Origin of the sequence: Phenylobacterium sp. Root1290 (assembly GCF_001425305.1) — a bacterium.
Lineage (GTDB): Bacteria > Pseudomonadota > Alphaproteobacteria > Caulobacterales > Caulobacteraceae > Phenylobacterium.
Window position 1 is genome coordinate 314,884 of sequence record NZ_LMEE01000002.1, and the last position, 18,880, is coordinate 333,763.

Annotated in this window: 16 protein-coding genes; 7 read left to right on the top strand and 9 right to left on the bottom strand. The window is 65.8% G+C overall.

Translation table 11 applies throughout. The features are described from left to right. Positions 1-57 precede the first annotated feature (57 nt). Positions 58-372 carry a hypothetical protein gene (locus tag ASC79_RS11000; RefSeq protein WP_056015797.1) on the top strand — a complete coding sequence of 105 codons (315 nt, stop codon included), beginning with the start codon at positions 58-60 and terminating at the stop codon, positions 370-372. Here ASC79_RS11000 and ASC79_RS11005 read toward each other — a convergent pair. Further along, on the bottom strand, positions 369-824 hold the full coding sequence (locus ASC79_RS11005; protein WP_056015799.1) for a surface-adhesin E family protein: 456 nt from the start codon (positions 822-824) through the stop codon (positions 369-371). The two genes, ASC79_RS11000 and ASC79_RS11005, sit on opposite strands and share 4 nt — an antisense overlap. A gap of 156 nt (positions 825-980) precedes the next feature. Between ASC79_RS11005 and ASC79_RS11010 the strand changes: the two genes are divergently transcribed. Continuing rightward, complete coding sequence (locus ASC79_RS11010) at positions 981-1,427, top strand: c-type cytochrome (protein ID WP_056015804.1); 447 nt, start codon at positions 981-983, stop codon at positions 1,425-1,427. 55 nt (positions 1,428-1,482) lie between these two features. After that, positions 1,483-2,091, top strand: a complete 609-nt coding sequence (locus ASC79_RS11015) for a peptidylprolyl isomerase (RefSeq protein ID WP_056015807.1) — start codon at positions 1,483-1,485, stop codon at positions 2,089-2,091. A gap of 597 nt (positions 2,092-2,688) precedes the next feature. Here the strand turns inward: ASC79_RS11015 and ASC79_RS11020 are convergent. Then, complete coding sequence (locus tag ASC79_RS11020; protein ID WP_056015811.1) at positions 2,689-3,399, bottom strand: hypothetical protein; 711 nt, start codon at positions 3,397-3,399, stop codon at positions 2,689-2,691. Positions 3,400-3,736: 337 nt separating this feature from the next. On the opposite strand from ASC79_RS11020, the gene ASC79_RS11025 reads away from it, so the two are divergent. Then, positions 3,737-7,636, top strand: a complete 3,900-nt coding sequence (locus ASC79_RS11025) for a hypothetical protein (RefSeq protein ID WP_156378236.1) — start codon at positions 3,737-3,739, stop codon at positions 7,634-7,636. Between the two features lie 13 nt (positions 7,637-7,649). Here ASC79_RS11025 and metH read toward each other — a convergent pair whose 3' ends face one another. The 6 genes from metH to ASC79_RS11055 form a co-directional block, all read right to left on the bottom strand. Next, a complete protein-coding gene (metH, locus tag ASC79_RS11030) occupies positions 7,650-10,310 on the bottom strand; it encodes a methionine synthase (RefSeq protein WP_056015817.1) in 2,661 nt (886 codons plus the stop codon). Positions 10,311-10,391: 81 nt separating this feature from the next. After that, a complete protein-coding gene (locus tag ASC79_RS11035) occupies positions 10,392-11,456 on the bottom strand; it encodes a homocysteine S-methyltransferase family protein (RefSeq protein WP_056015820.1) in 1,065 nt (354 codons plus the stop codon). Continuing rightward, a complete protein-coding gene (bla, locus tag ASC79_RS11040; RefSeq protein WP_056015823.1) occupies positions 11,453-12,307 on the bottom strand; it encodes a subclass B3 metallo-beta-lactamase in 855 nt (284 codons plus the stop codon). Before bla ends, ASC79_RS11035 begins: the two co-directional genes overlap by 4 nt. Continuing rightward, the gene (gene metF / locus ASC79_RS11045; protein ID WP_056015828.1) at positions 12,304-13,236 is read right to left on the bottom strand and encodes a methylenetetrahydrofolate reductase [NAD(P)H]; all 933 of its coding nucleotides are present in this window, start codon (positions 13,234-13,236) and stop codon (positions 12,304-12,306) included. Before metF ends, bla begins: the two co-directional genes overlap by 4 nt. Continuing rightward, positions 13,233-14,204 carry a metalloregulator ArsR/SmtB family transcription factor gene (locus ASC79_RS11050; protein WP_056015831.1) on the bottom strand — a complete coding sequence of 324 codons (972 nt, stop codon included), beginning with the start codon at positions 14,202-14,204 and terminating at the stop codon, positions 13,233-13,235. The genes metF and ASC79_RS11050 overlap by 4 nt, the downstream gene beginning before the upstream one ends. Positions 14,205-14,288: 84 nt before the next feature. Further along, positions 14,289-15,224: a 2-hydroxyacid dehydrogenase gene (locus ASC79_RS11055; protein ID WP_056015834.1), complete on the bottom strand. Its 936-nt coding sequence runs from the start codon at positions 15,222-15,224 to the stop codon at positions 14,289-14,291. Between the two features lie 51 nt (positions 15,225-15,275). Here ASC79_RS11055 and ASC79_RS11060 point away from each other — a divergent pair, with 51 nt between their 5' ends. Both ASC79_RS11060 and ygiD read left to right on the top strand, forming a co-directional pair. Continuing rightward, positions 15,276-15,788: an AAA family ATPase gene (locus ASC79_RS11060; RefSeq protein WP_156378237.1), complete on the top strand. Its 513-nt coding sequence runs from the start codon at positions 15,276-15,278 to the stop codon at positions 15,786-15,788. Positions 15,789-15,860: 72 nt separating this feature from the next. Beyond that, positions 15,861-16,652 carry a 4,5-DOPA dioxygenase extradiol gene (gene ygiD, locus ASC79_RS11065; protein WP_082532077.1) on the top strand — a complete coding sequence of 264 codons (792 nt, stop codon included), beginning with the start codon at positions 15,861-15,863 and terminating at the stop codon, positions 16,650-16,652. Between the two features lie 59 nt (positions 16,653-16,711). On the opposite strand, the gene ettA is transcribed toward ygiD, so the two are convergent. Further along, positions 16,712-18,379 (bottom strand): energy-dependent translational throttle protein EttA, encoded by a 1,668-nt coding sequence (gene ettA, locus ASC79_RS11070; protein ID WP_056015840.1) that lies wholly within the window; start codon positions 18,377-18,379, stop codon positions 16,712-16,714. Positions 18,380-18,641: 262 nt separating this feature from the next. On the opposite strand from ettA, the gene ASC79_RS11075 reads away from it, so the two are divergent. Continuing rightward, on the top strand, positions 18,642-18,824 hold the full coding sequence (locus ASC79_RS11075; RefSeq protein WP_056015843.1) for a CsbD family protein: 183 nt from the start codon (positions 18,642-18,644) through the stop codon (positions 18,822-18,824). Positions 18,825-18,880 lie beyond the last annotated feature (56 nt).

Here is an 18,880-nt window from a genome sequence, read left to right on the forward strand (position 1 = left end):
GTCGATCTCGGGCCTAGTTCTTGATATTGGCGCCGGTAGGGCGCTTGGGTTGTGTTGATGCGTGAATTTGTTGAACTCCGCGGCGCTTCGGGCGCCACCTATCGCTTCCGCGCCTGGCCGGAGAGCGATCATCATACGCCGACGGCGGGCAATTTCGCCGTCCTGGCGTTCGAGGGACAGGGCGTGAGCATCGTCGGGCTCGGCGTGTGCAGCGACCTGTCGCGCGCCAAGCAGCTCTCGCACGACACCCTCTCCGCCTCGTCCGGCCATCTGTTCACCCGCCTCAACGTCTCCCGCGCCGTCCGCGACGCCGAGCACGACGACCTGCAGGCCGCCGAACCCGCCGCCAAGACCCTCCACCACGAGTCCTAGCGCGCGCCCAGCGCCTCGCGCACCACGGTCTGGAAGTCGAACACCGACATCTGCTGGCCGGCGATCCGCTGGGGCTGGCCCACGCAGACCTTCTGCATCAGGTCGTAGCGCTCGTCGCCCGGCGCCACGTCCTGCCATTCGCCCGGCGCCTCCACCGCCCGCAGCGTCTCGCCGTCCGGCGAGACGAAGCGGCGGGCCATGTCGCGCGTGCGGCGCATGGCGCAGGAGAACTCGCGATAGGTGGCGACCATGCTGGCCCCATCCATCGGGTGGGCGACGATCTGGTAGACCCAGGCCTGCGCCATCGCCCCGTCGCGCCGCACGCTGCCGACGTCATAAACCAGGGCGCTCGCGCCCTTCTTGAAGCTGATCGCCTCGAACGGCGCGGCCTGCACGCCCCCGGCCGCCAAAGCCAATCCCAGCGCCAGCGCCGCCGCCTTGCGATGCATCATCCCACAGCCCTCCGAGCGAGCATGGTCCATCCGCGTCCGGAAGCCCGTGCGCGACTGGGACAGTTAACCGTCCACGACGGCTCGAAGTTCACGATCGGCGCCAGGATTTTGACGCCCGCCTAGGCGCCGCTCGCCGACGCGCCCTAGACTGCCCCCATGTCCCGCGTGCCCGCCCTCCTCTGCGCCGGCCTGCTCGGCGCCCTGGCCCTGGGCGCCCATGCGCTGCAGCAGATTCCCCGCCCGGCCGAGCCCGCCCGCCTCACCGCCTGGCCGGCGCCCGGAAACATGCCGGGCTTCGGCGACGCCGGCGAGCTTGGCCCCTCGCAGATCGCCGACCTCAGCGAGTACGTCCTGGCCCTGGCCGGCGCCCCGCGCGACCCGGCCGCCGTCGTCCGCGCCGTGCCGCTCTACCAGACCCATTGCGCGGCCTGCCACGGCCTCGGCGGCGAGGGCGCGGAGCTGCTCGGAACCCCCGACCTCACCCGCCGCCAGTTCCGCTATGCGACGGACGCCCAGGACATCCAGATGCAGATCTGGCACGGCTCCGACGGCCGCGGCCCGGTGCGCGAGGCCGGGACCGCCAAGGCCTGGCCCAACGGTTGACGCCGCGCGCGCGAGGCCCGAAACGATCCCGGCAGCCGCCGCACGGAGCCCGACGATGAGCGACCTTCCCCGACGCAGCCTGATCGCCGCCGGCGGCCTGGTCCTCGCCGCCCCCCGCGCCGCCCTGGCCGCCCCGGCCAAGCCGCGCGTGGTCATCAAGACCCCGCGCGGCTCGATCGTCGTCGAGCTCGAGCCCCGCAAGGCCCCGCTCACCACCGCCAACTTCCTGCGCTACGTGGACGCCCAGTCCTATGACGGCGGGACGTTCTTCCGCGCCGCCCGCACGCCGGGCGTTCCCAAGGACGGCACCATCGTCGGCGCCCCGGACGCCAAGGTCCGCCCCTTCCCGCCGATCGCCCACGAAAGCACCACCAAGACGGGGCTCAAGCACCTCAACGGCACGATCTCGCTCGGCCGCTTCGCCACCGGCACCGCCACCAGCAACTTCTTCATCTGCGTCGGCGACCAGCCCTATCTCGACGCCAACCCCGCCGCCAAGGGCGACAACCTCGGCTACGCCGCCTTCGGCCGCGTCGTCCAGGGCATGCCCATCGTCGAGAAGATCCTGTCGCTACCCACCAACGGCGAGACCAAGTTCAAGGACCAGAGCGGCCAGTGGCTCAAGCCCCCGGTCCCCATCCTCACCATGCGCCGAGCGCCGTAAAAACCCGCTCATCCCCGCGCAGGCTTCGCAATCCGGGCGGAGAGTGCGGCGCCCACCCAAACATCCCCTCGCCCCCTGGGGGAGAGGGCTAGGGGCCACAGCCCATCCGCCTCAAAACCGCAAACCAGCAGAGCGCCGCTCCGCGCCGCCACCCCTCACCCAACCTCTCCCCTCAAGCGGGGAGAGGAGACGCACCGCCCACGCCACCCCCAAACGTCCCCTCGCCCCTTGGGGAGAGGGCTAGGGTGAGGGGGCCACACCCCATCCGCCCCAAAACCGCAAACCAGCAGAGCGCCGCTCCGCGCCGCCCCCCCCTCACCCAACCTCTCCCCTCAAGCGGGGAGAGGAGCCACCCAAGCCACGCCACCCCAAAACGTCCCCTCGCCCCTTGGGGAGAGGGCTAGGGTGAGGGGGCCAAAGCCCCACCGCCCCAAAACCGCAAACCAGCAGAGCGCCGCTCCGCGCCGCCCCCCATCACCCAACCTCTCCCCTCAAGCGGGGAGAGGAGCCACCCAAGCCACCCCAAAACATCCCCTCGCCCCTTGGGGAGAGGGCTAGGGTGAGGGGGCCAAAGCCCATCCGCCCCACAAGCCCACCCTAAGACCCCAACTCCCGCCAACCCCCGTCCCGCTCCACAAAGTTCACCACCTCGATCGCAAACGGCCGAGGCGCCCCGCTCTCGTCCAGGTCATCGCGCACAACCGGCCCCAGCAACCGCCGCGTCCCGTATTTCTTCGGCTCCATCGCCGCCAGCCGCCAGCGCAGCACCTGCACCCGCAGCCGGTCGCCGCGCACCGAATCCTCGGTCGCCTCCATCGCCACCTCATGGGCCAGGTCGAAGAACAGGTCGGCGGCGAGCTCCTTGGCCCGCAGGTACATCTCGCGGAACTCGTCGTCCCGCCGCGCCCAGCCATAGATCGAGCCGGCGCACGGCATGTCCGGATCGGCCGACAGCGCCAGCACCGTCTCGCCCCCGGCGATGCGCAGGCAGATCTCCTCGGCCAGCTCGGGGGTCAGGATCGAGACGCTGCCCCCGCGCCGCCGCGCGGGCGAGGCCTGAGCCAGCATCCGCCGCCAGATCTTGCCGCTGCCCGGCCTTAAGTCCGCCTCCCGGTCGGCCGCGATCTGCCGCGCCCGCCCCTCCAGCTTGGCGGCCTCGAACGCCGCCCCGAACTCAGGCTCGCGCAGCGCCCAGTCACGAAACGTCCGCCGAGACGGCATCCCCGGCTCGCGGGCCAGAGCATGCTGACTCTCCCCCGCCGCCACCCGCGCGCAGATCTCCCGCCCCAGCTCGGCCGAATAGCGCACAGACGCCCGAACCCCGGCCCGCCCAGGCCCCGGCAATGACGAAGGCATCAAGCCCCCACGACAGCAAATGAGAAGGCTTCAGTGTAGCGCGAGCGAACCGGAAATTCAAGAACAAAGAACGAACAATTGCGACGTGAGGGCTTCGCCGTGCCACACACCCGGCTCGCCTGAACCATAACAACACACGAGCCCAACTCCGGGCTGATCCTGCCAACCACGACTGCTGAACCGAATCTGCAATAACTGCTACGCTTGCAACCCATGGACGCAAGCGCTGCGCAAATGAACCAGCGCGTTTCCAGCCGGAAGAGGGATGTGGAGGATCAACAAGGAAATGTTGGCCGACGAAAAGTTATTCGGCTTGTCCGACCTAAAGCGCATAACCGAGGCCAGTATTCATCGCGCCGGCCCGCGATATACGCCAGCGCTTGATCCAAATGCGCCTAACCTCCGCATTGCGCCGCTCGTCGAAGCCTTCGATGCGCTGACTTACTCGGGTGAGTTCAAGGTCCGCCTTCTCAAGATTGAGAGTGAACTTCGTGAGGCGTGGTCTCGGCTCTCAAGTCCATTGCGTCAGGCGCTGGCGAAAGCTGGCGAAGCGTCGGTGCTTGGTGCGGAACTTCTGAAGAGACTTCGGACCCAACCGCCCGGGTCAGAACCACATCTCGAAAGTGAACTCAAAACTGCCAACGACAACGTCCGATCCGCTCTCTGGGAGTACGAGGCCGAGTTGGATGCCGTTCGCACAAAGCATGAAAAGGGATCTAAGGAACGGCAGTCTCTCGACGCTTCAATAGAGGAGACACGACGGCTTGGTCAGACGCTTGCAGAGCAGGAGGAGTTTGTCACCTCGACCGCGTTCAGGGCCATCTTCAATAACCGGTTGTTCCTGAGAGGGTCCTGGGGCACGGGTAAGACCCACCTCCTGTGCGATATAGCCCACGAGCGCATAAAGCTTGGGCAGCCCACCTTGCTGATCCTCGCTCAGACCTTGCCAGCTGGCGAGGATCCGCTCCGCGCGGTGGTTCAGTCTACAGGCCTCGGTTCCGACGTAGATACTGCCCTTCAAGTGCTGAACGACCTGGGCGAGCAGGCCGGCGGGCGCGCCCTGATCCTTGTCGACGCCATCAACGAGGGGGACCGCGTAGCTTGGCACGAGCACCTCGATCGGATCGCGTCGCTTGTTGGAGACTATCCGAACGTCGGCCTCGCCCTTAGCTGCCGCACGCCGTTCGACAAGCAAATACTAAAAGATAGCGCCGAAAAGAACTTCGCATTCGCAGATCATATGGGCTTCATCGACGTAGAATTCGATGCCCAGGACGAATTTTTTCGCTACTATGACATCCCAAGTCCACAGCTTCCCCTACTGGCACCCGAGTTTTCGACACCACTGTTTCTGAAAATTCTCTGCGAGAGTATCGCGAATCTCAGCCGATCTGCCAAGATGAGGCGCATCAAGAGCTTCGCCTCTGGCCACAAAGGAATGACCAAGCTCTTAGAAGATTTCGTTGGTCAAATTGGAGCCAACATTGAGAAGGACTTTGGCCTCACGCCGAAAGCTTGCTGGCGTATACTCAAAGGCCATGGAGATGCGGCGGTCACCGTCGGATTCGCACCCAAAATGGCTGAACTGATGGACGACCAAATCCCGCGCACTGATGCGGTAGAGATCGTCTCTCAGGTTACCAAATTTAATGATGTCAGAGCCATGGCGTTGATTGCTCGCATGGCAAATGAAGGTCTCCTTAGCGAGGATAGCCGTTACATGAACGGTGCCTGGCTCGATACCATACGTCTACCGTATCAACGTTTCAGCGACCACCTCATCAGCCGCCATCTTCTCGCGCGGCACCTGGACGTCAGCTCGACGGCCGCTATCCGGAACTGCTTCCGCCCAACAAAACCTCTCGGAAGAATTTTCAAGACGCGAAGTTGGGGCGGCTACGAAATGCCGGGCATCGTGTCGGCCGTGATGCTGGAGTTTCCGGAGAGAGTTAAACGCGCAGTGCATAAGGACCGCCAGGAGCTCGCCTTCTATATTCCCACCAAGCTGAGGAGTTACGAGCTCAGCCAGCCCTTTATTGAAGGTCTACTATGGCGGGATGTCGATTCATTCTCGAAGCAGACGGACAAGCTCGTAGGCGCCTTCCTCAACGCTCCACAAAGGGAAACACAGGAGTCCATGCTCGAGGCCCTCGTCGGCCTCGCCTCCAGGCCCGATCATCGCTACAGCGCCGACAGGCTCCGTCGTTATCTGGGGGCGATGGAGGTTACCGGCCGCGACCTGTTCTGGTCGGAATTTTTACGGGCGCATGGCCGGTCAGCTGCGGCGTATCGCGTGCTCGATTGGGTTCAAAGGCCTGGCTCCCAAATGGAGGAGGCCACGGCAAGGAACCTCATTACCCTAATCTCGCTATTCCTCACGTCCAACGTGAGGCCCTTTCGAGATCGAGCCACCCACTGCCTAGTTATCCTCGGTGAGCGGTTCCCTGACAGCCTGTTTGCGGAGGTAAGCCGAAGCTTCGCGTTCAACGACCCCTATGTTCGAGAACGTATGCTTGCTGCCGCCTACGGGGTTCTAATGCGGCAATGGGCTAGCGCACCGGATGGCCTAAGGGCGGCCGCCTTGCCGCTAGCGCGCGAGCTTCGTGATCGCTTGGCGGGGGCGGATGATACCCCCCCGATCGAGCACGTACTGATGCGAGACTACGCTCAAGGCTTTATTGAACTAACGGCTCGACTTTGGCCAAGTCATGCGGATGAGCTTCGAGCGGAACCGCGGCGTGTTTCGTCCGAATCTGTCCTGCGCCGTCCGAGCCGCATTTCGGAGAAGTCCGTGAAGGGCGCAGACGATGCGATCCACATGGATTTCGGCAATTACACGATCGGTCGCCTTGTGCCGGGCCGAAGCAACTACGACTACAATCACAAGGGCTATCGTGCCATCCGTCGCCAAATCGAGCGTCGGATTCTCGATTTAGGCTACGATGCGGAGCGGTTCCGAATGATCGATCGCACGATCTCCGATCGTTCCTTCTACGGGCGTCAATCAAGTGACGGCCAGAAGACCGATCGCTACGGCAAAAAGTACTCTTGGATCGCATACTTCGAGGTAGCTGGGCGACTTGCACTGCGCGGCCGCCTTCCCCGCCAGCGGGAAACGCGCGTAAGCGACACCGACATCGATCCAAGTTTTCCTGCGGCGGCGCTTATGTGGAAGCCGCCTCTGCCGAAGCTGTTCTCAGCCCCCTTCACCTCGGCGGCAGGCTGGCTCGAACACGGCCCATCACCACACTACCACGACCTGCTCGTCCTCGATTCGGTTGATGGTCAGCCCGGGCCCTGGGTACTCTTGGAGGGCTATCTCGGCGAAGGAACCCCCAACGATCATCGCCAGACCTTCACATTCCTGCGCGGTGCCTTTGTGACGCCGCGAGACATTCGAGCGCTCCATGGCGCGGTGAACGACACAGAGTATCCGGGCAACCGGAAAATTCCCGAGCCCCGCGAGGAGTACTACCTCTTCGCAGGCGAAATCGGATGGTCTGACAAGTATGGTCAGCGAAAGCTCGGAGGCATGGCGCGACCAGATGTAAGTGAGGCCTTTGACCGAAGTAAAACGATAGCAGTCACCAAACGCTACGGCGACATGGATGCCATCGAGAAAATGCGCCTGCTCGGCCGCTTTCGCGTCATCCTGAAAGGGAGGAAGGCAATACGCGAGGAAGCAATCGAACCTGATCCTGATCATCTGGTGACGGTGGAGACGTACGAGCACGTTGCAGGCGTGAAGCTTGAGGTGCCGGTCCGCGCCTTCAGTTGGGAGAGCCACCACAGCGAGGAAAATCAGGGTGGTGGCGCGACCTATCCATCCCCGGCAATGGTCGATCAATTGCGGCTGCGGAAGCGCGGCCCCCAGATCGACATGTTCGACGAAAAGGGCCAACGAGCGACTATCTATCGCGTGTTCGATTCCGAAAATCCGGAATCACGAGGCCGACTATTCTACATGCGCGCCGATCTCGTTGAAGACTACCTGCGGCAGAGGAAGAGGTCGCTCGTTTGGCTCAATTGGGGCGAACGCGAGATGCATTCTAGCGCGTCGGAGAAACTGCGCGATGACCCCACAATTCAGGCAATTTGGGGCAAGCACACCCACATTCATAAAGCGTTTTTCGTCTACGACCCCATGACGCACGAGGCGCTGGGAGCAGACCTTCCTAAAGTTGCCTAGGAACCAAAGCCCTCTACGGCTCGTAATTCAGGATCGGCGCCAACCAGCGCTCCGCCGTCTTCAGTTCCCAGCCCTTGCGCTTCGCGTAGTCCTCGACCTGGTCCTTCTCGATCCGGCCGACGCCGAAATAGTGCGCCTCCGGGTGGGCGAAGTAGAGCCCCGACACCGAGGCCGGCGGGTTCATGGCGAAGCTTTCGGTCAGCTCCATGCCGGTCGCCGCCTCGGCGTCCAGGATCTTGAACAGGGTCGCCTTTTCGGTGTGGTCGGGCTGGGCCGGGTAGCCTGGGGCCGGGCGCACGCCGCGGTACTGCTCCGCCACCAGGGCGTCGATGTCGAAGGCCTCGTCCGGGGCGTAGCCCCAGAGCTCGGTGCGGACCTTGCGGTGCATGGCCTCGGCGAAGGCTTCGGCCAGGCGGTCGGCCAGGGCGGTGGCGAGGATGGCCGAGTAGTCGTCGCCGGCGGCCTTGAACTTCTCGGCCACCGCGATCTCGCCGTGGCCGGCGGTGACGGCGAAGCCGCCGACCCAGTCGGCCGGTCCGCCGACCGGGGCCACGAAGTCGGCCAGGGCGACGTTGGCCCGGCCGCCGTCGTCGCGGCTCTTGTCCTTGGGCATCTGCTGGCGAAGGCTGTGCAGGCGGGTCAGCTCGGCGGACCGCGTCTCGTCGGTATAGAGCACGATGTCGTCGCCGTCGGCGGCGGCCGGCCAGAAGCCGACCACGCCTCTAGCCTCGAACCACTTCTCGTCGATGATCTGCTGCAGCATGGCCTGGGCGTCGCGATAGAGGTCGCGGGCCGCCTCGCCGACCACGTCGTCCTCGAGGATCTGCGGGAAGCGGCCGATCAGCTCCCAGGAGGCGAAGAACGGCGACCAGTCGATGTGGCGGGCGAGGTCGGCCAGGTCATAGGCGACGAAGCTGCGCGTGCCGGTGAAGCTGGGCCTCGGCGGCACGTAGGCCTTGAAGTCGGGCTGGAAGGCGTTTTCGCGCGCCTCGGCCAGGGAGGCGCGGGCGCGGTTCCCCTGCCCTCTGGCGTAGCTCTCGCGGACCTTGGCGTATTCGGTGCGGGTCTGCGCCTGGATGCGGGTCTTCTCGGTGGGCGAGAGCAGGCCCGAGACCACGCCGACCGCGCGGCTGGCGTCGAGCACATAGGTGGTGGAGCCGGCCTTGTAGGCGGGCTCGATCTTGACCGCGGTGTGGGTCTTTGAGGTGGTGGCGCCGCCGATGAGCAGCGGGATGTCGAAACCGCGGCGCTCCATCTCGCCGGCCACATAGACCATCTCGTCGAGGCTGGGGGTGATCAGGCCCGACAGGCCGACGATGTCGACCTGGTGCTCCTTGGCCGCGTCGAGGATGCGGTCGGCCGAGACCATGACGCCGAGGTCGATCACCTCGTAGTTGTTGCACTGCAGGACCACGCCGACGATGTTCTTGCCGATGTCGTGGACGTCGCCCTTGACGGTGGCCATCAGGATCTTGCCGGCGCTGCTGCGCGGCTGGCCTTCCTTCTCGGCCTCCATGAACGGCATCAGGTAGGCGACGGCCTGCTTCATCACCCGGGCCGACTTGACCACCTGGGGCAGGAACATCTTGCCCGAGCCGAACAGGTCGCCGACGACGTTCATGCCGTCCATCAGCGGGCCTTCGATGACGTGCAGCGGGCGCTCGGCGGCCTGGCGGGCTTCCTCGGTGTCGGCGTCGATGTACTCGGTGATGCCGTGGACCAGGGCGTGGGCCAGGCGCGAGCCGACGGAGGCCTGGCGCCAGGCCAGGTCGACGACCTTGGCCTCGCCCTTCTGGCCCTTGTACTTCGGCGCCAGGTCGACCAGGCGCTCGGTATTGGAGACGTTGGTGCGCTGCGGGCGGTTGAGGATCACGTCCTCGACGGCCTCGCGCAGCTCGGCGTCGATGTCGTCATAGACCGGCAGGTCGCCGGCGTTGACGATGCCCATGTCCATGCCCGCGGCGATGGCGTGGTAGAGGAAGACCGAGTGGATCGCCCGGCGGACCGGCTCGTTGCCGCGGAAGCTGAAGGAGACGTTGGAGACGCCGCCCGAGACGCGGGCGTGGGGCAGGTTCTCTTTGATGCGGCGCGTGCCCTCGATGAAGTCGACGGCGTAGTTGTCGTGCTCCTCGATCCCCGTCGCGACGGCGAAGATGTTGGGGTCGAAGATGATGTCTTCGGGGGGGAAGCCGACCTGCTCGGTCAGGATCTTGTAGGCGCGGGCGCAGATCTCATACTTGCGCTCAGCGGTGTCGGCCTGGCCGACCTCGTCGAAGGCCATGACCACGACCGCGGCGCCGTAGCGCAAACACGCTTTCGCTTGTTCTATGAACTTGGCCTCGCCTTCCTTCATCGAGATGGAGTTGACGATGCACTTGCCCTGGACGCACTTCAGGCCCGCCTCGATCACCTCCCACTTCGAGGAGTCGACCATGATCGGCACGCGTGCAATGTCGGGCTCTGCCGCCAATAGGTTGAGGAAGGTCTTCATGGCCTGGACCGAGTCCAGCAGGCCCTCATCCATGTTGATGTCGATGACCTGCGCGCCCGCCTCGACCTGCTGCCGGGCGACCGACAGCGCAGCGCTGTAATCGCCTTCGACGATCAGCTTCTTGAACTTGGCCGAACCGGTGACGTTGGTCCGTTCGCCGACATTGATGAAGACAGGTCGCATCGCAAATTCCCCGCCGAAGCGGGGACCCAAGCTGAATCAGGTTTGGCCGAAGCCGGGAAGTAACACAGTCCGCGCGCGGACCTAGGCGAGCTCGAACGGTTCGAGGCCGGCGAGGCGCATCGCCTTCGGCCGCTCGGGCGGCTGGCGGGGCGTCAGGCCGGCGACGGCGTCGGCGACGTGCTTGATGTGGTCAGGCGTCGTGCCGCAGCAGCCGCCCAGGATGTTGACCAGGCCCTGCTCGGCCCATTCGTGCAGCTGGTGGCCAGTCTGGTGCGGCTGCTCGTCGTATTCGCCCATGGCGTTGGGCAGGCCGGCGTTCGGATAGGCCGAGACCAGGGTGTCGGCCACCCGCGCCAGCTCGGCGATGTGCGGCCGCATCAGATCGGCGCCCAGCGCGCAATTCAGTCCGATGGCGAACGGCTTGGCGTGCTTCACCGAGTTCCAGAACGCCTCGACGGTCTGGCCCGACAGCGTCCGGCCCGAGCGGTCGGTGATGGTGCCGGAAATCCAGATCGGCAGCGGCTCGTAGCCCTCGTCTTCGAGGTCGAGGATCGCCTTGATCGCGGCCTTGCAGTTGAGCGTGTCGGTGATGGTCTCGATCAGATACATGTCCACGCCGCCGTCATGCAGCGCGATCATCTGCTCGCGATAGGACTGGTAGACCTCGTCGAAGGTGACGAGCCGAGCGCCCGGGTCGTTCACATCCGAGGACATCGACAGCATCTTGGGCAGCGGGCCGATCGACCCGGCGACGAAGCGCGGCTTGTGCGGCTCCTTCGCGGTCCAGGCGTCGGCGCGCTCGCGGGCGATCTTCGCGCCCAGGAAGTTGATATCGTAGACCGCCTCGCCGCATTCGTATTCAGCCTGCGCGATCGTGGTCGCCGAGAAGGTGTTGGTCTCAGAGATGTCGGCGCCGGCGGCGTAGTACTGGTCGTGCAGGTCCCCGATGATGTCCGGCCGCGTGATGCACAGCAGGTCGTTGTTGCCCTTGAGCTCCGACTTGTGCCCAGCGAAGCGCTCACCGCGGTAGTCGGCCTCGTCCAGGCCGCGCTTCTGGATCATCACCCCCCACGAGCCGTCGAGGATGAGGATGCGCTCCTTGGCGACCTGCTTGAGCGCCGCGATACGGTCCTGACGTGCGGTCATCGGGCAGCCTCCTGCTGCTTGGCGAGAGCCTTCTTGAAGTCCCGCTCCGAACTGGCGACAGCCGCCTGAAGTTCGGTCGGATCGACGAAGGGATTGGGTTGGGCGCCCAGCCGGGCGCGCTTGTCGGCCAACTTGAAGCTCTCGGCGTGCGGCGCGAGGAAGACGTCGGCCTTGATGGTCTTCAGCTTGGCGAAAGTCGCCTGGTAGTCGCCCACGATGCCGGGGTACTGCGGCCCCTTGTCCTTGGAGACCAGGCGGTTCAGCGCCACGCTGGTGCTGCAATGATAGACGGCCTGCCGCACGGCTCCGTCCACCTTCAGCGGAAAGGTCCAGGTCGTGCAGCCAGCGCTGTGGCCAGGCGTCAGGTGCGCCGTCAGCACGACGCCGCCCAGAGCCACCTTCTCGCCGTCCTTCAGGACCCGATCGACCTTGACCGGCGGAAAATCGAGGTCCCTGCGTTCCTCTGAGCCGGGATAGGTCCCGCTCTCCAGCGCGGCCTTGTCCGGGCCGCTCGCCGCCAGCATGGCTCCGGTGTCGGTCTTCAGTTGAGCGAGACCGCCGGAGTGATCGAAGTGGGCGTGGCTGTTCAAAAGGATCTTCACGTCCGATGGCTTGAAGCCCAGGGCCGTGATGTTCGCCTCGATGCCCTTGGCCGCGCTCGGCACGGCGCCGTCGATCAGGATGTGGCCCTGCGGCGTCGTCAGCAGCAACGAGGTGAGCCCTTCGGTGCCGACATAATAGAGGTTGTCCGCGATGCGGAACGGCTTCGTCGGCGCGCTCCAGTTGGCCGGCGACTGGGCGAGCGCCGGCGCGGCCGAAGCCAGCAGGGCGATGGTCAGGAGCGCCTTCACGCCGCCACCTCGCTGGGCTCGGTCGGCGCCTCGCGCACGCCGAGGACCCGGCAGATCGCATAGACTAGGTCTGCGCGGTTAAGCGTGTAGAAGTGGAAATCTGAATAGCCTTCCTCGGCCAGACGCACGCACATCTCGGACGCCACCGAAGCGGCGATGAGCTTGCGGGTCTCCGGGTCCTTGTCCAGGCCGTCGAACAGGTTCCCCAGCCACGCCGGCAGCGGGATGCCTACCGGGCCGGCCATCTTCTTGAGACCCTTGTAGTTCGACACCGGCATGATCCCCGGCGAAACTGGGATGGTCACGCCGGCCTTGCGCAGCTTGTCCATGAAGAACAGGTAGGCGTCGATGTCGTAGAAGAACTGGGTGATCGCGCGGGTCGCCCCGGCGTCGATCTTGGCCTTCAGCACCTCGATATCGTGATCGATCGACGGGCTTTCCGGATGGATTTGCGGATAGAGGCTGACGCTGACCTCGAATGGCGCGACCGCCTTGATGCCGGCGGTCAGTTCCGTAGCGTTCAGGTAGCCGTCGGCGCGCGGCGCATAGACCCCGCCGATGTTGCCGGGCGGGTCGCCGCGCAGGGCGACGATGTGGCGGATACCCGCGTCCCAATAGGCCTGCACGACCTCATCGACTTCGGCCTTCGAAGCCTCGACGCAGGTCAAATGAGCGGCAGGTTTTAGGGTCGTCTCCTTCAACATCCTGACGACCGTGCGGTGCGTGCGGTCACGCGTGGAGCCGCCAGCGCCATAGGTGACGGAGACGAACGAAGGATTCAACGGCTCGAGCCGGCGGATCGCCTCCCACAGGCTCACCTCGGCTTCCGGCGTCTTGGGCGGGGAGAACTCGAACGACACGGACGGGCGGCGCGTGTTTCCAGCGGCGGCGCGGGCGACAGGTCCGAGCGCAGTTTCATGAGGGCTCATGCGGCGCTCCTTTGGGGCATGCGGCCGCGCTCGGCGACCCAGATTTTCACGGTGAGGCCTTCAGCCCTGGCTGGGGGCAGCGCCGTTACGCGGATGTTGGAAAGCCCTGCCTCTCCCAGCCAACGCGCCATCTCCGGCTCGGCGAAGCCGAGGCGCCGGTGCTGGTGCTGCTCGCGCAGGAATTCCAGGGTGTGGGGTGCGAAGTCGACGATCAGCAGGCGACCGCCCTCGGCGACCAGGCGCGCCGCTTCGCGAACCGCCGCGGCAGGGTCGGCCAGGTAATGCAGAACCTGGTGGACGACGACGAGGTCGGCGCTCTGCCCCGGAAGGCGTGTGCCGAAAATGTCGCCATGACGCAGCTCGAAGCCTTCGAGCCCCGCCTCGGCGACATGGTTGCGGGCGATGTTCAGCATCTGCTGGGAGAGATCGAGCCCTATCGCGGCGTCCGCGTGGGGGCCGAGCAAGGTCAGCATTCGGCCCGTGCCCGAGCCCAGGTCGACCAGCCGCTTGAAGGGGCCAGGCCCGACGGCTTCGAGGATCGCCGCCTCGACCGCGTTCTCGGCCACATAGAGAGAGCGAATTTCGTCCCAACGGGCGGCGTTGCGCGCGAAGTACTCGCCCGCTTCGGTCGAGCGCTCGCCGCGAACGGCTTGCAGGCGCACGGCATCGCGGACGATGACCTCATCGCTGGGATCCACCAGCTTCAAGGCTTCATCAGTCAGGTGCCGAGCGTCGCCGCTGTTCACGAGCCGGTAGAAAACCCAGGCTCCGTCCGGAAACCGCTCGACCAGACCCGCCTCGGCCAGAAGCTTCAAATGCCGCGAGACGCGCGGCTGGCTTTGGTCCAGAACCCGGCACAGCTCCAGCACCGCCAGCTCTTCACCAGACAGCAGCGCGAGAATGCGAAGGCGCGTGGGCTCGCCCGCCGCGCGCAAGATATCCACCGCCTGACTCGTCGAGAGCGTCATGGGCGCATAAAGATATCTTTATGTCTTTATGTCAAGTTGCCTGGAGCGTTCGCCAGCGCTTATACCACAGCGTCCCGCGTGCGGTTAGACCGGGCTCATGACCGGTTGTCCGGCCACGAAGAGCCGCACGTTTTCAAGCGCCTGACCGACCATCCGCGGAATGGAATCCACCGTGCCGCCGGCGCTATGGGGCGTCAGCACCGTATTGGGCACGTCGGCCCAGCGCGACGCCGGCGTCGGTTCGGTTTCGAACACGTCGAGCGCGGCGCGCCCAAGCCGCCCCTCCTTCAGCGCCGCGATCAGCGCATCTTCATCGATGACCGAGCCGCGAGCGACGTTGACCACCATGCCCCGCGATCCGAGGGCGTCGAGGACCTCCCGGTTCACCGCCTTGCGATTGCTCTCGTCGGCACGGCAGGCCACCACCAGGATGTCGCTGGCCTGCGCCAACTGCACGAGGCTCTCGGCCCGCGGCCAGGGTGCGTCCGGCTTCTCGCGCGGGCCCCACCAGGCGATCTCCATGCCCATCGACACGCCGCGCACGGCGACCGCCTCGCCGATCGCGCCCAGGCCCATGACGCCCAGCTTGCGGCCGCGTAGCCCGGGCCGGTTGCCGACCCGCGGATCGTCACGCCAGCCGCCTCCGCGCACCACCGCATCGCCGGCGACGATGTTGCGCCAACCGGCGATCAGCAGGCCGATGGCGTGATCTGCAACATCGTCGGCGTTCAGCCCCTTGGCGTGGCTGACTTCGATCCCGCGGGCCCGGCACCAAGGCACATCGACGCCATCGTAGCCGACGCTGACATTGGCGATGAGCCCGAGCTTCGGCAGGCTCTGCAGAAAGTCGTGGCTGAGCGGAATCTCGCCGGCATGGACGATCGCTGTCACCTGTTCGGCCTGGCCCGGCTCCAGCTCCCAGCGCCGCGCGACCAGATAGCCCGCCGCCTCCAGCGCCTGTTGCACCGGCGACAGCATCTGGTGGGAAATCAGGACGAGGGGGCGGGCGGCGTCGGTCATGGGGTTCTCCGAACTCTGCGCGTCCTATAGCCAAGGCGCAGGGAGGCCGTCATGCGCCGCATGGTGATCCTTGGCAACTCGGGGTGCGGTAAGTCCAGGTTGGCGCGGATGCTGGGCGCGCGCCTCGGTCTGCCGGTCGTGCATCTCGATCCGCTCTACTACGGCGCCGGCTGGGTTCACGGCGACGCCGCGACGTTTCGGCGGCGCGTGACCGAGGCGCTCGCGGGTGACGCCTGGATCGTGGACGGAGCCTTCCTCTCGCTGGTCGGCGACATCACCCTGCCCCGCGCCGAACACGTCATCTGGCTTGAGCAGCCGCGCTGGCGGGCGCTGGCCCGCGCGCTCGCCCGCTGCATCGATCCAAGACAAGCGGCGCGAGCCGATCTGCCGGCCGGCTGCCGCGATACGCCCAGTCGCGAAATGTTGGCCGACATCTGGAGTTTCGAGCGCGAGGGGCGGCCCGACCTGGAGCGCCGCCTGGCGACACTGGCGCCGGCCACGTCGATCCAACGGCTGAGAGGCGACCGCGCCGTAGCGGCATTCGTTCAGAGCATCGCTGGATGAGGCCCCCCGTTTGCGCGAGATTGACGCGGCCGATTGACGAGCGGCGAAGCTCTACCGATCTAGAAGGGCGTCATGAGCGAACGCGTCCCCCACATGCCGGCGATCTTCGTCGGCCACGGCAGCCCGATGAACGCCCTCGGCGGCGACTATGCGCAGACCTGGCGCGATCTGGGCGCCAGCCTGCCCCGCCCCAAGGCGATCCTCTGCGTCTCGGCCCACTGGTATGTCGAGGAGACCGCGATCACGGCGATGAGCCAGCCGCGGACCATCCACGACTTCTATGGCTTTCCGAAACCGCTCTACGACATCCACTACCCGGCCCCGGGCGACGCCTGGCTGGTCGAGCGCGTGAGCGACCTGCTCGCGCCCGTCCCCGTTCGCCACGACCATGACTGGGGCCTGGATCACGGCGCGTGGTCGGTGCTGATGCACATGTTCCCGCAAGCGGACATTCCGGTGCTGCAGCTGGCCATCGATCTGCGCCAGCCGCCAGCCTTCCACTACGAGCTGGGCCGCAAGCTGGCCGAACTGCGCGACGAGGGCGTGCTGATCGTCGGCTCGGGCGACTGGGTGCACAACCTGCGGCTGGCGATCCGCGCCCAAAGCGCCGAGCCGCTCGACTGGGCCGACCGCTTCAACGAGACGGTCAAAGGCCTGATCACGGCCCACGACCACGCGCCGCTGATCGACTGGATGAGCCTTGGCCAGGACGCGCGCCTCTCGATACCGACCGACGAGCACTACCTGCCGCTGCTCTACGTCCTGGGCGCGCAGGGACAGGACGACGAGGTGCGGTTCTTCAACGACGCGATCGACCTGGGCGCCATCAGCATGACCGGCGTCGTGGTGGGCCGCGCCGCCTAGGCCCGAACGAAAACGGGCCGGCGTCACCGCCGGCCCGATCGATTGGATGAAGCTCGCGCCTAGCGCGTGAACTTCTGGAACTTGATCCGGTGCGGGATCAGGCTGTCGGCGCCCAGGCGGCGCTTCTTGTCTTCCTCGTAGGCTTCGAAGTTGCCTTCGAACCATTCGACGTGGCTGTCGCCCTCGAAGGCCAGGATGTGGGTGGCCAGACGGTCCAGGAACCAGCGGTCGTGGGAGATGACCACGGCGCAGCCGGCGAATTCCTCCAGAGCCTCTTCGAGGTTCTGCAGGGTCTCGATGTCCAGGTCGTTGGTCGGTTCGTCGAGCAGGATGACGTTGCCGCCGGTGGTCAGGGTCTTGGCCAGGTGGACGCGGTTGCGCTCACCGCCCGACAGCAGGCCGACCTTCTTTTGCTGGTCGCCGCCCTTGAAGTTGAAGGAGCCTACGTATGAGCGCGTATTGATCTCGCGCTTGCCGACCGTGAGGATGTCCAGGCCCTGGGAGACCTCCTGCCAGATGGTCTTGGCCGGATCGAGCGCGTCGCGGCTCTGGTCCACGTAGGAGAGCTTCACGGTCTCGCCGAGGCGGAAGGTGCCGCTGTCCGGCTGCTCCTGCCCGGTGATGATCCGGAACAGAGTCGACTTGCCGGCGCCGTTCGGCCCGATGACGCCCACGATGCCGTTCGGCGGCAGGCTGAACGAGAGGTTCTCGAACAGCACCTTGTCGCCGTAGGCCTTTGAGAGATCCTTGGCCTCGATGACCAGGTTGCCCAGGCGCGGGCCAGGCGGGATCTGGATGGTCGAGAAGCTCTGCGCCTGGCGCGAGTTCTCCTGTTCGCGCACCATGTCGTCATAGGCCGCCAGACGGGCCTTGGACTTGGCCTGGCGGGCCTTGGCGCCCGAGCGGACCCATTCCAGTTCGCGGGTCATGGCGCGCTGGCGGGCCTCGGACTCCGACTGCTCCTGAACGATCCGCTTGGTCTTGGCTTCCAGCCAGCTGGAGTAGTTGCCCTCGTGCGGGTGGCCCTTGCCGCGGTCGAGTTCCAGGGTCCACTTGGTGACCTGGTCCAGGAAGTAGCGGTCGTGGGTGACGAGGATCACGCAGCCCGGGAACGCTTCCAGGTGATGCTGCAGCCAGGCCACGGACTCGGCGTCCAGGTGGTTGGTCGGTTCGTCGAGCAGCAGCATGTCCGGCTTGGACAGCAGCAGGCGGGCCAGCGCCACGCGGCGCTTCTCACCGCCCGACAGCTTGTCCACCGGCCAATCGTTCGGCGGGCAGCGCAGGGCGTCCATGGCCATCTCGACGCGGCTGTCGATGTCCCACAGGTCCCCGGCGTCGATCTTCTCCTGGAGGGTGGTCATCTCCTCCATGAGTTCGTCGGAATAGTCCTCGCCCAGCTTGGCGGCGATTTCGTTGTAGCGGTCGAAGATCTTCTTCTCTTCGCACCAGGCGATGACGTTGCCCCAGACGTTCAGCTGTTCGTCGAGGTGCGGCTCCTGCTGCAGGTAGCCCATCTTCACGCCGTCGGCCGCCTTGGCCTCGCCGTTAAATTCCTTGTCGATCCCGGCCATGATCTTCAGCAGGGTCGACTTGCCCGAGCCGTTCACCCCGACGACGCCGATCTTGGCGTCCGAGTAGAACGACAGCCAGATGTTCTCGAACACCTTCTTGCCGCCGGGATAGGCCTTGGTCAGGCCCTGCATCTGGAAAATATACTGCTGCGCCATGAGGCGTCCGCGCTCGCTCTGCCGAAAAGTTCAGGGAATTCGGTGAGGGAGATAGCCGCCGCAAGCCCTTGGCGCAATGCGGCGGGACGAACGAGCCGCGACGTCCGAAGAAAAAGCGCCGCACGAATCACCGGAAACGAGGCCGCCGGCGCGCGCTGTCGGCTCGTTGATTTGGGCGCAGAGGCGCCCCGGCGCAAAGCCAAGCTTCGGAACGATCCGCCTCGCCCCGCGTAGTCCTCCCCACAGTTGTGAGGAGTACGTGATGCACAAAGATCAAATCAAAGGCGCCGCCAAGGAAGCCGCCGGCTCCGTCAAGCAGGCCGCCGGCAAGGCGACCGGCAACCGCGAGCTCGAAGCGGAAGGCGCCGTCGAAAAGACCGAGGGCAAGATCCAGAAGGGCGTCGGCGACATCAAGGACGCCGCCCGCGACGCGCTGAAGCACTAGCCAGCGTCCGGAAACATCGGAGGCCGCGCCCTGGAGGGCGCGGCCTTCTTCATGTC

What these genes read in the sequence shown, in the direction of transcription:
- ASC79_RS11000 (WP_056015797.1), top strand. Translation starts at nt 58, where the DNA reads ATGCGTGAATTTGTTGAACTCCGCGGCGCTTCGGGCGCCACCTATCGC.
- ASC79_RS11005 (WP_056015799.1), bottom strand. Translation starts at nt 824, where the DNA reads ATGATGCATCGCAAGGCGGCGGCGCTGGCGCTGGGATTGGCTTTGGCG.
- ASC79_RS11010 (WP_056015804.1), top strand. Translation starts at nt 981, where the DNA reads ATGTCCCGCGTGCCCGCCCTCCTCTGCGCCGGCCTGCTCGGCGCCCTG.
- ASC79_RS11015 (WP_056015807.1), top strand. Translation starts at nt 1,483, where the DNA reads ATGAGCGACCTTCCCCGACGCAGCCTGATCGCCGCCGGCGGCCTGGTC.
- metH (WP_056015817.1), bottom strand. Translation starts at nt 10,310, where the DNA reads ATGCGACCTGTCTTCATCAATGTCGGCGAACGGACCAACGTCACCGGT.
- ASC79_RS11035 (WP_056015820.1), bottom strand. Translation starts at nt 11,456, where the DNA reads ATGACCGCACGTCAGGACCGTATCGCGGCGCTCAAGCAGGTCGCCAAG.
- metF (WP_056015828.1), bottom strand. Translation starts at nt 13,236, where the DNA reads ATGAGCCCTCATGAAACTGCGCTCGGACCTGTCGCCCGCGCCGCCGCT.
- ASC79_RS11050 (WP_056015831.1), bottom strand. Translation starts at nt 14,204, where the DNA reads ATGACGCTCTCGACGAGTCAGGCGGTGGATATCTTGCGCGCGGCGGGC.
- ASC79_RS11055 (WP_056015834.1), bottom strand. Translation starts at nt 15,224, where the DNA reads ATGACCGACGCCGCCCGCCCCCTCGTCCTGATTTCCCACCAGATGCTG.
- ASC79_RS11060 (WP_156378237.1), top strand. Translation starts at nt 15,276, where the DNA reads ATGCGCCGCATGGTGATCCTTGGCAACTCGGGGTGCGGTAAGTCCAGG.
- ygiD (WP_082532077.1), top strand. Translation starts at nt 15,861, where the DNA reads ATGAGCGAACGCGTCCCCCACATGCCGGCGATCTTCGTCGGCCACGGC.
- ettA (WP_056015840.1), bottom strand. Translation starts at nt 18,379, where the DNA reads ATGGCGCAGCAGTATATTTTCCAGATGCAGGGCCTGACCAAGGCCTAT.
- ASC79_RS11075 (WP_056015843.1), top strand. Translation starts at nt 18,642, where the DNA reads ATGCACAAAGATCAAATCAAAGGCGCCGCCAAGGAAGCCGCCGGCTCC.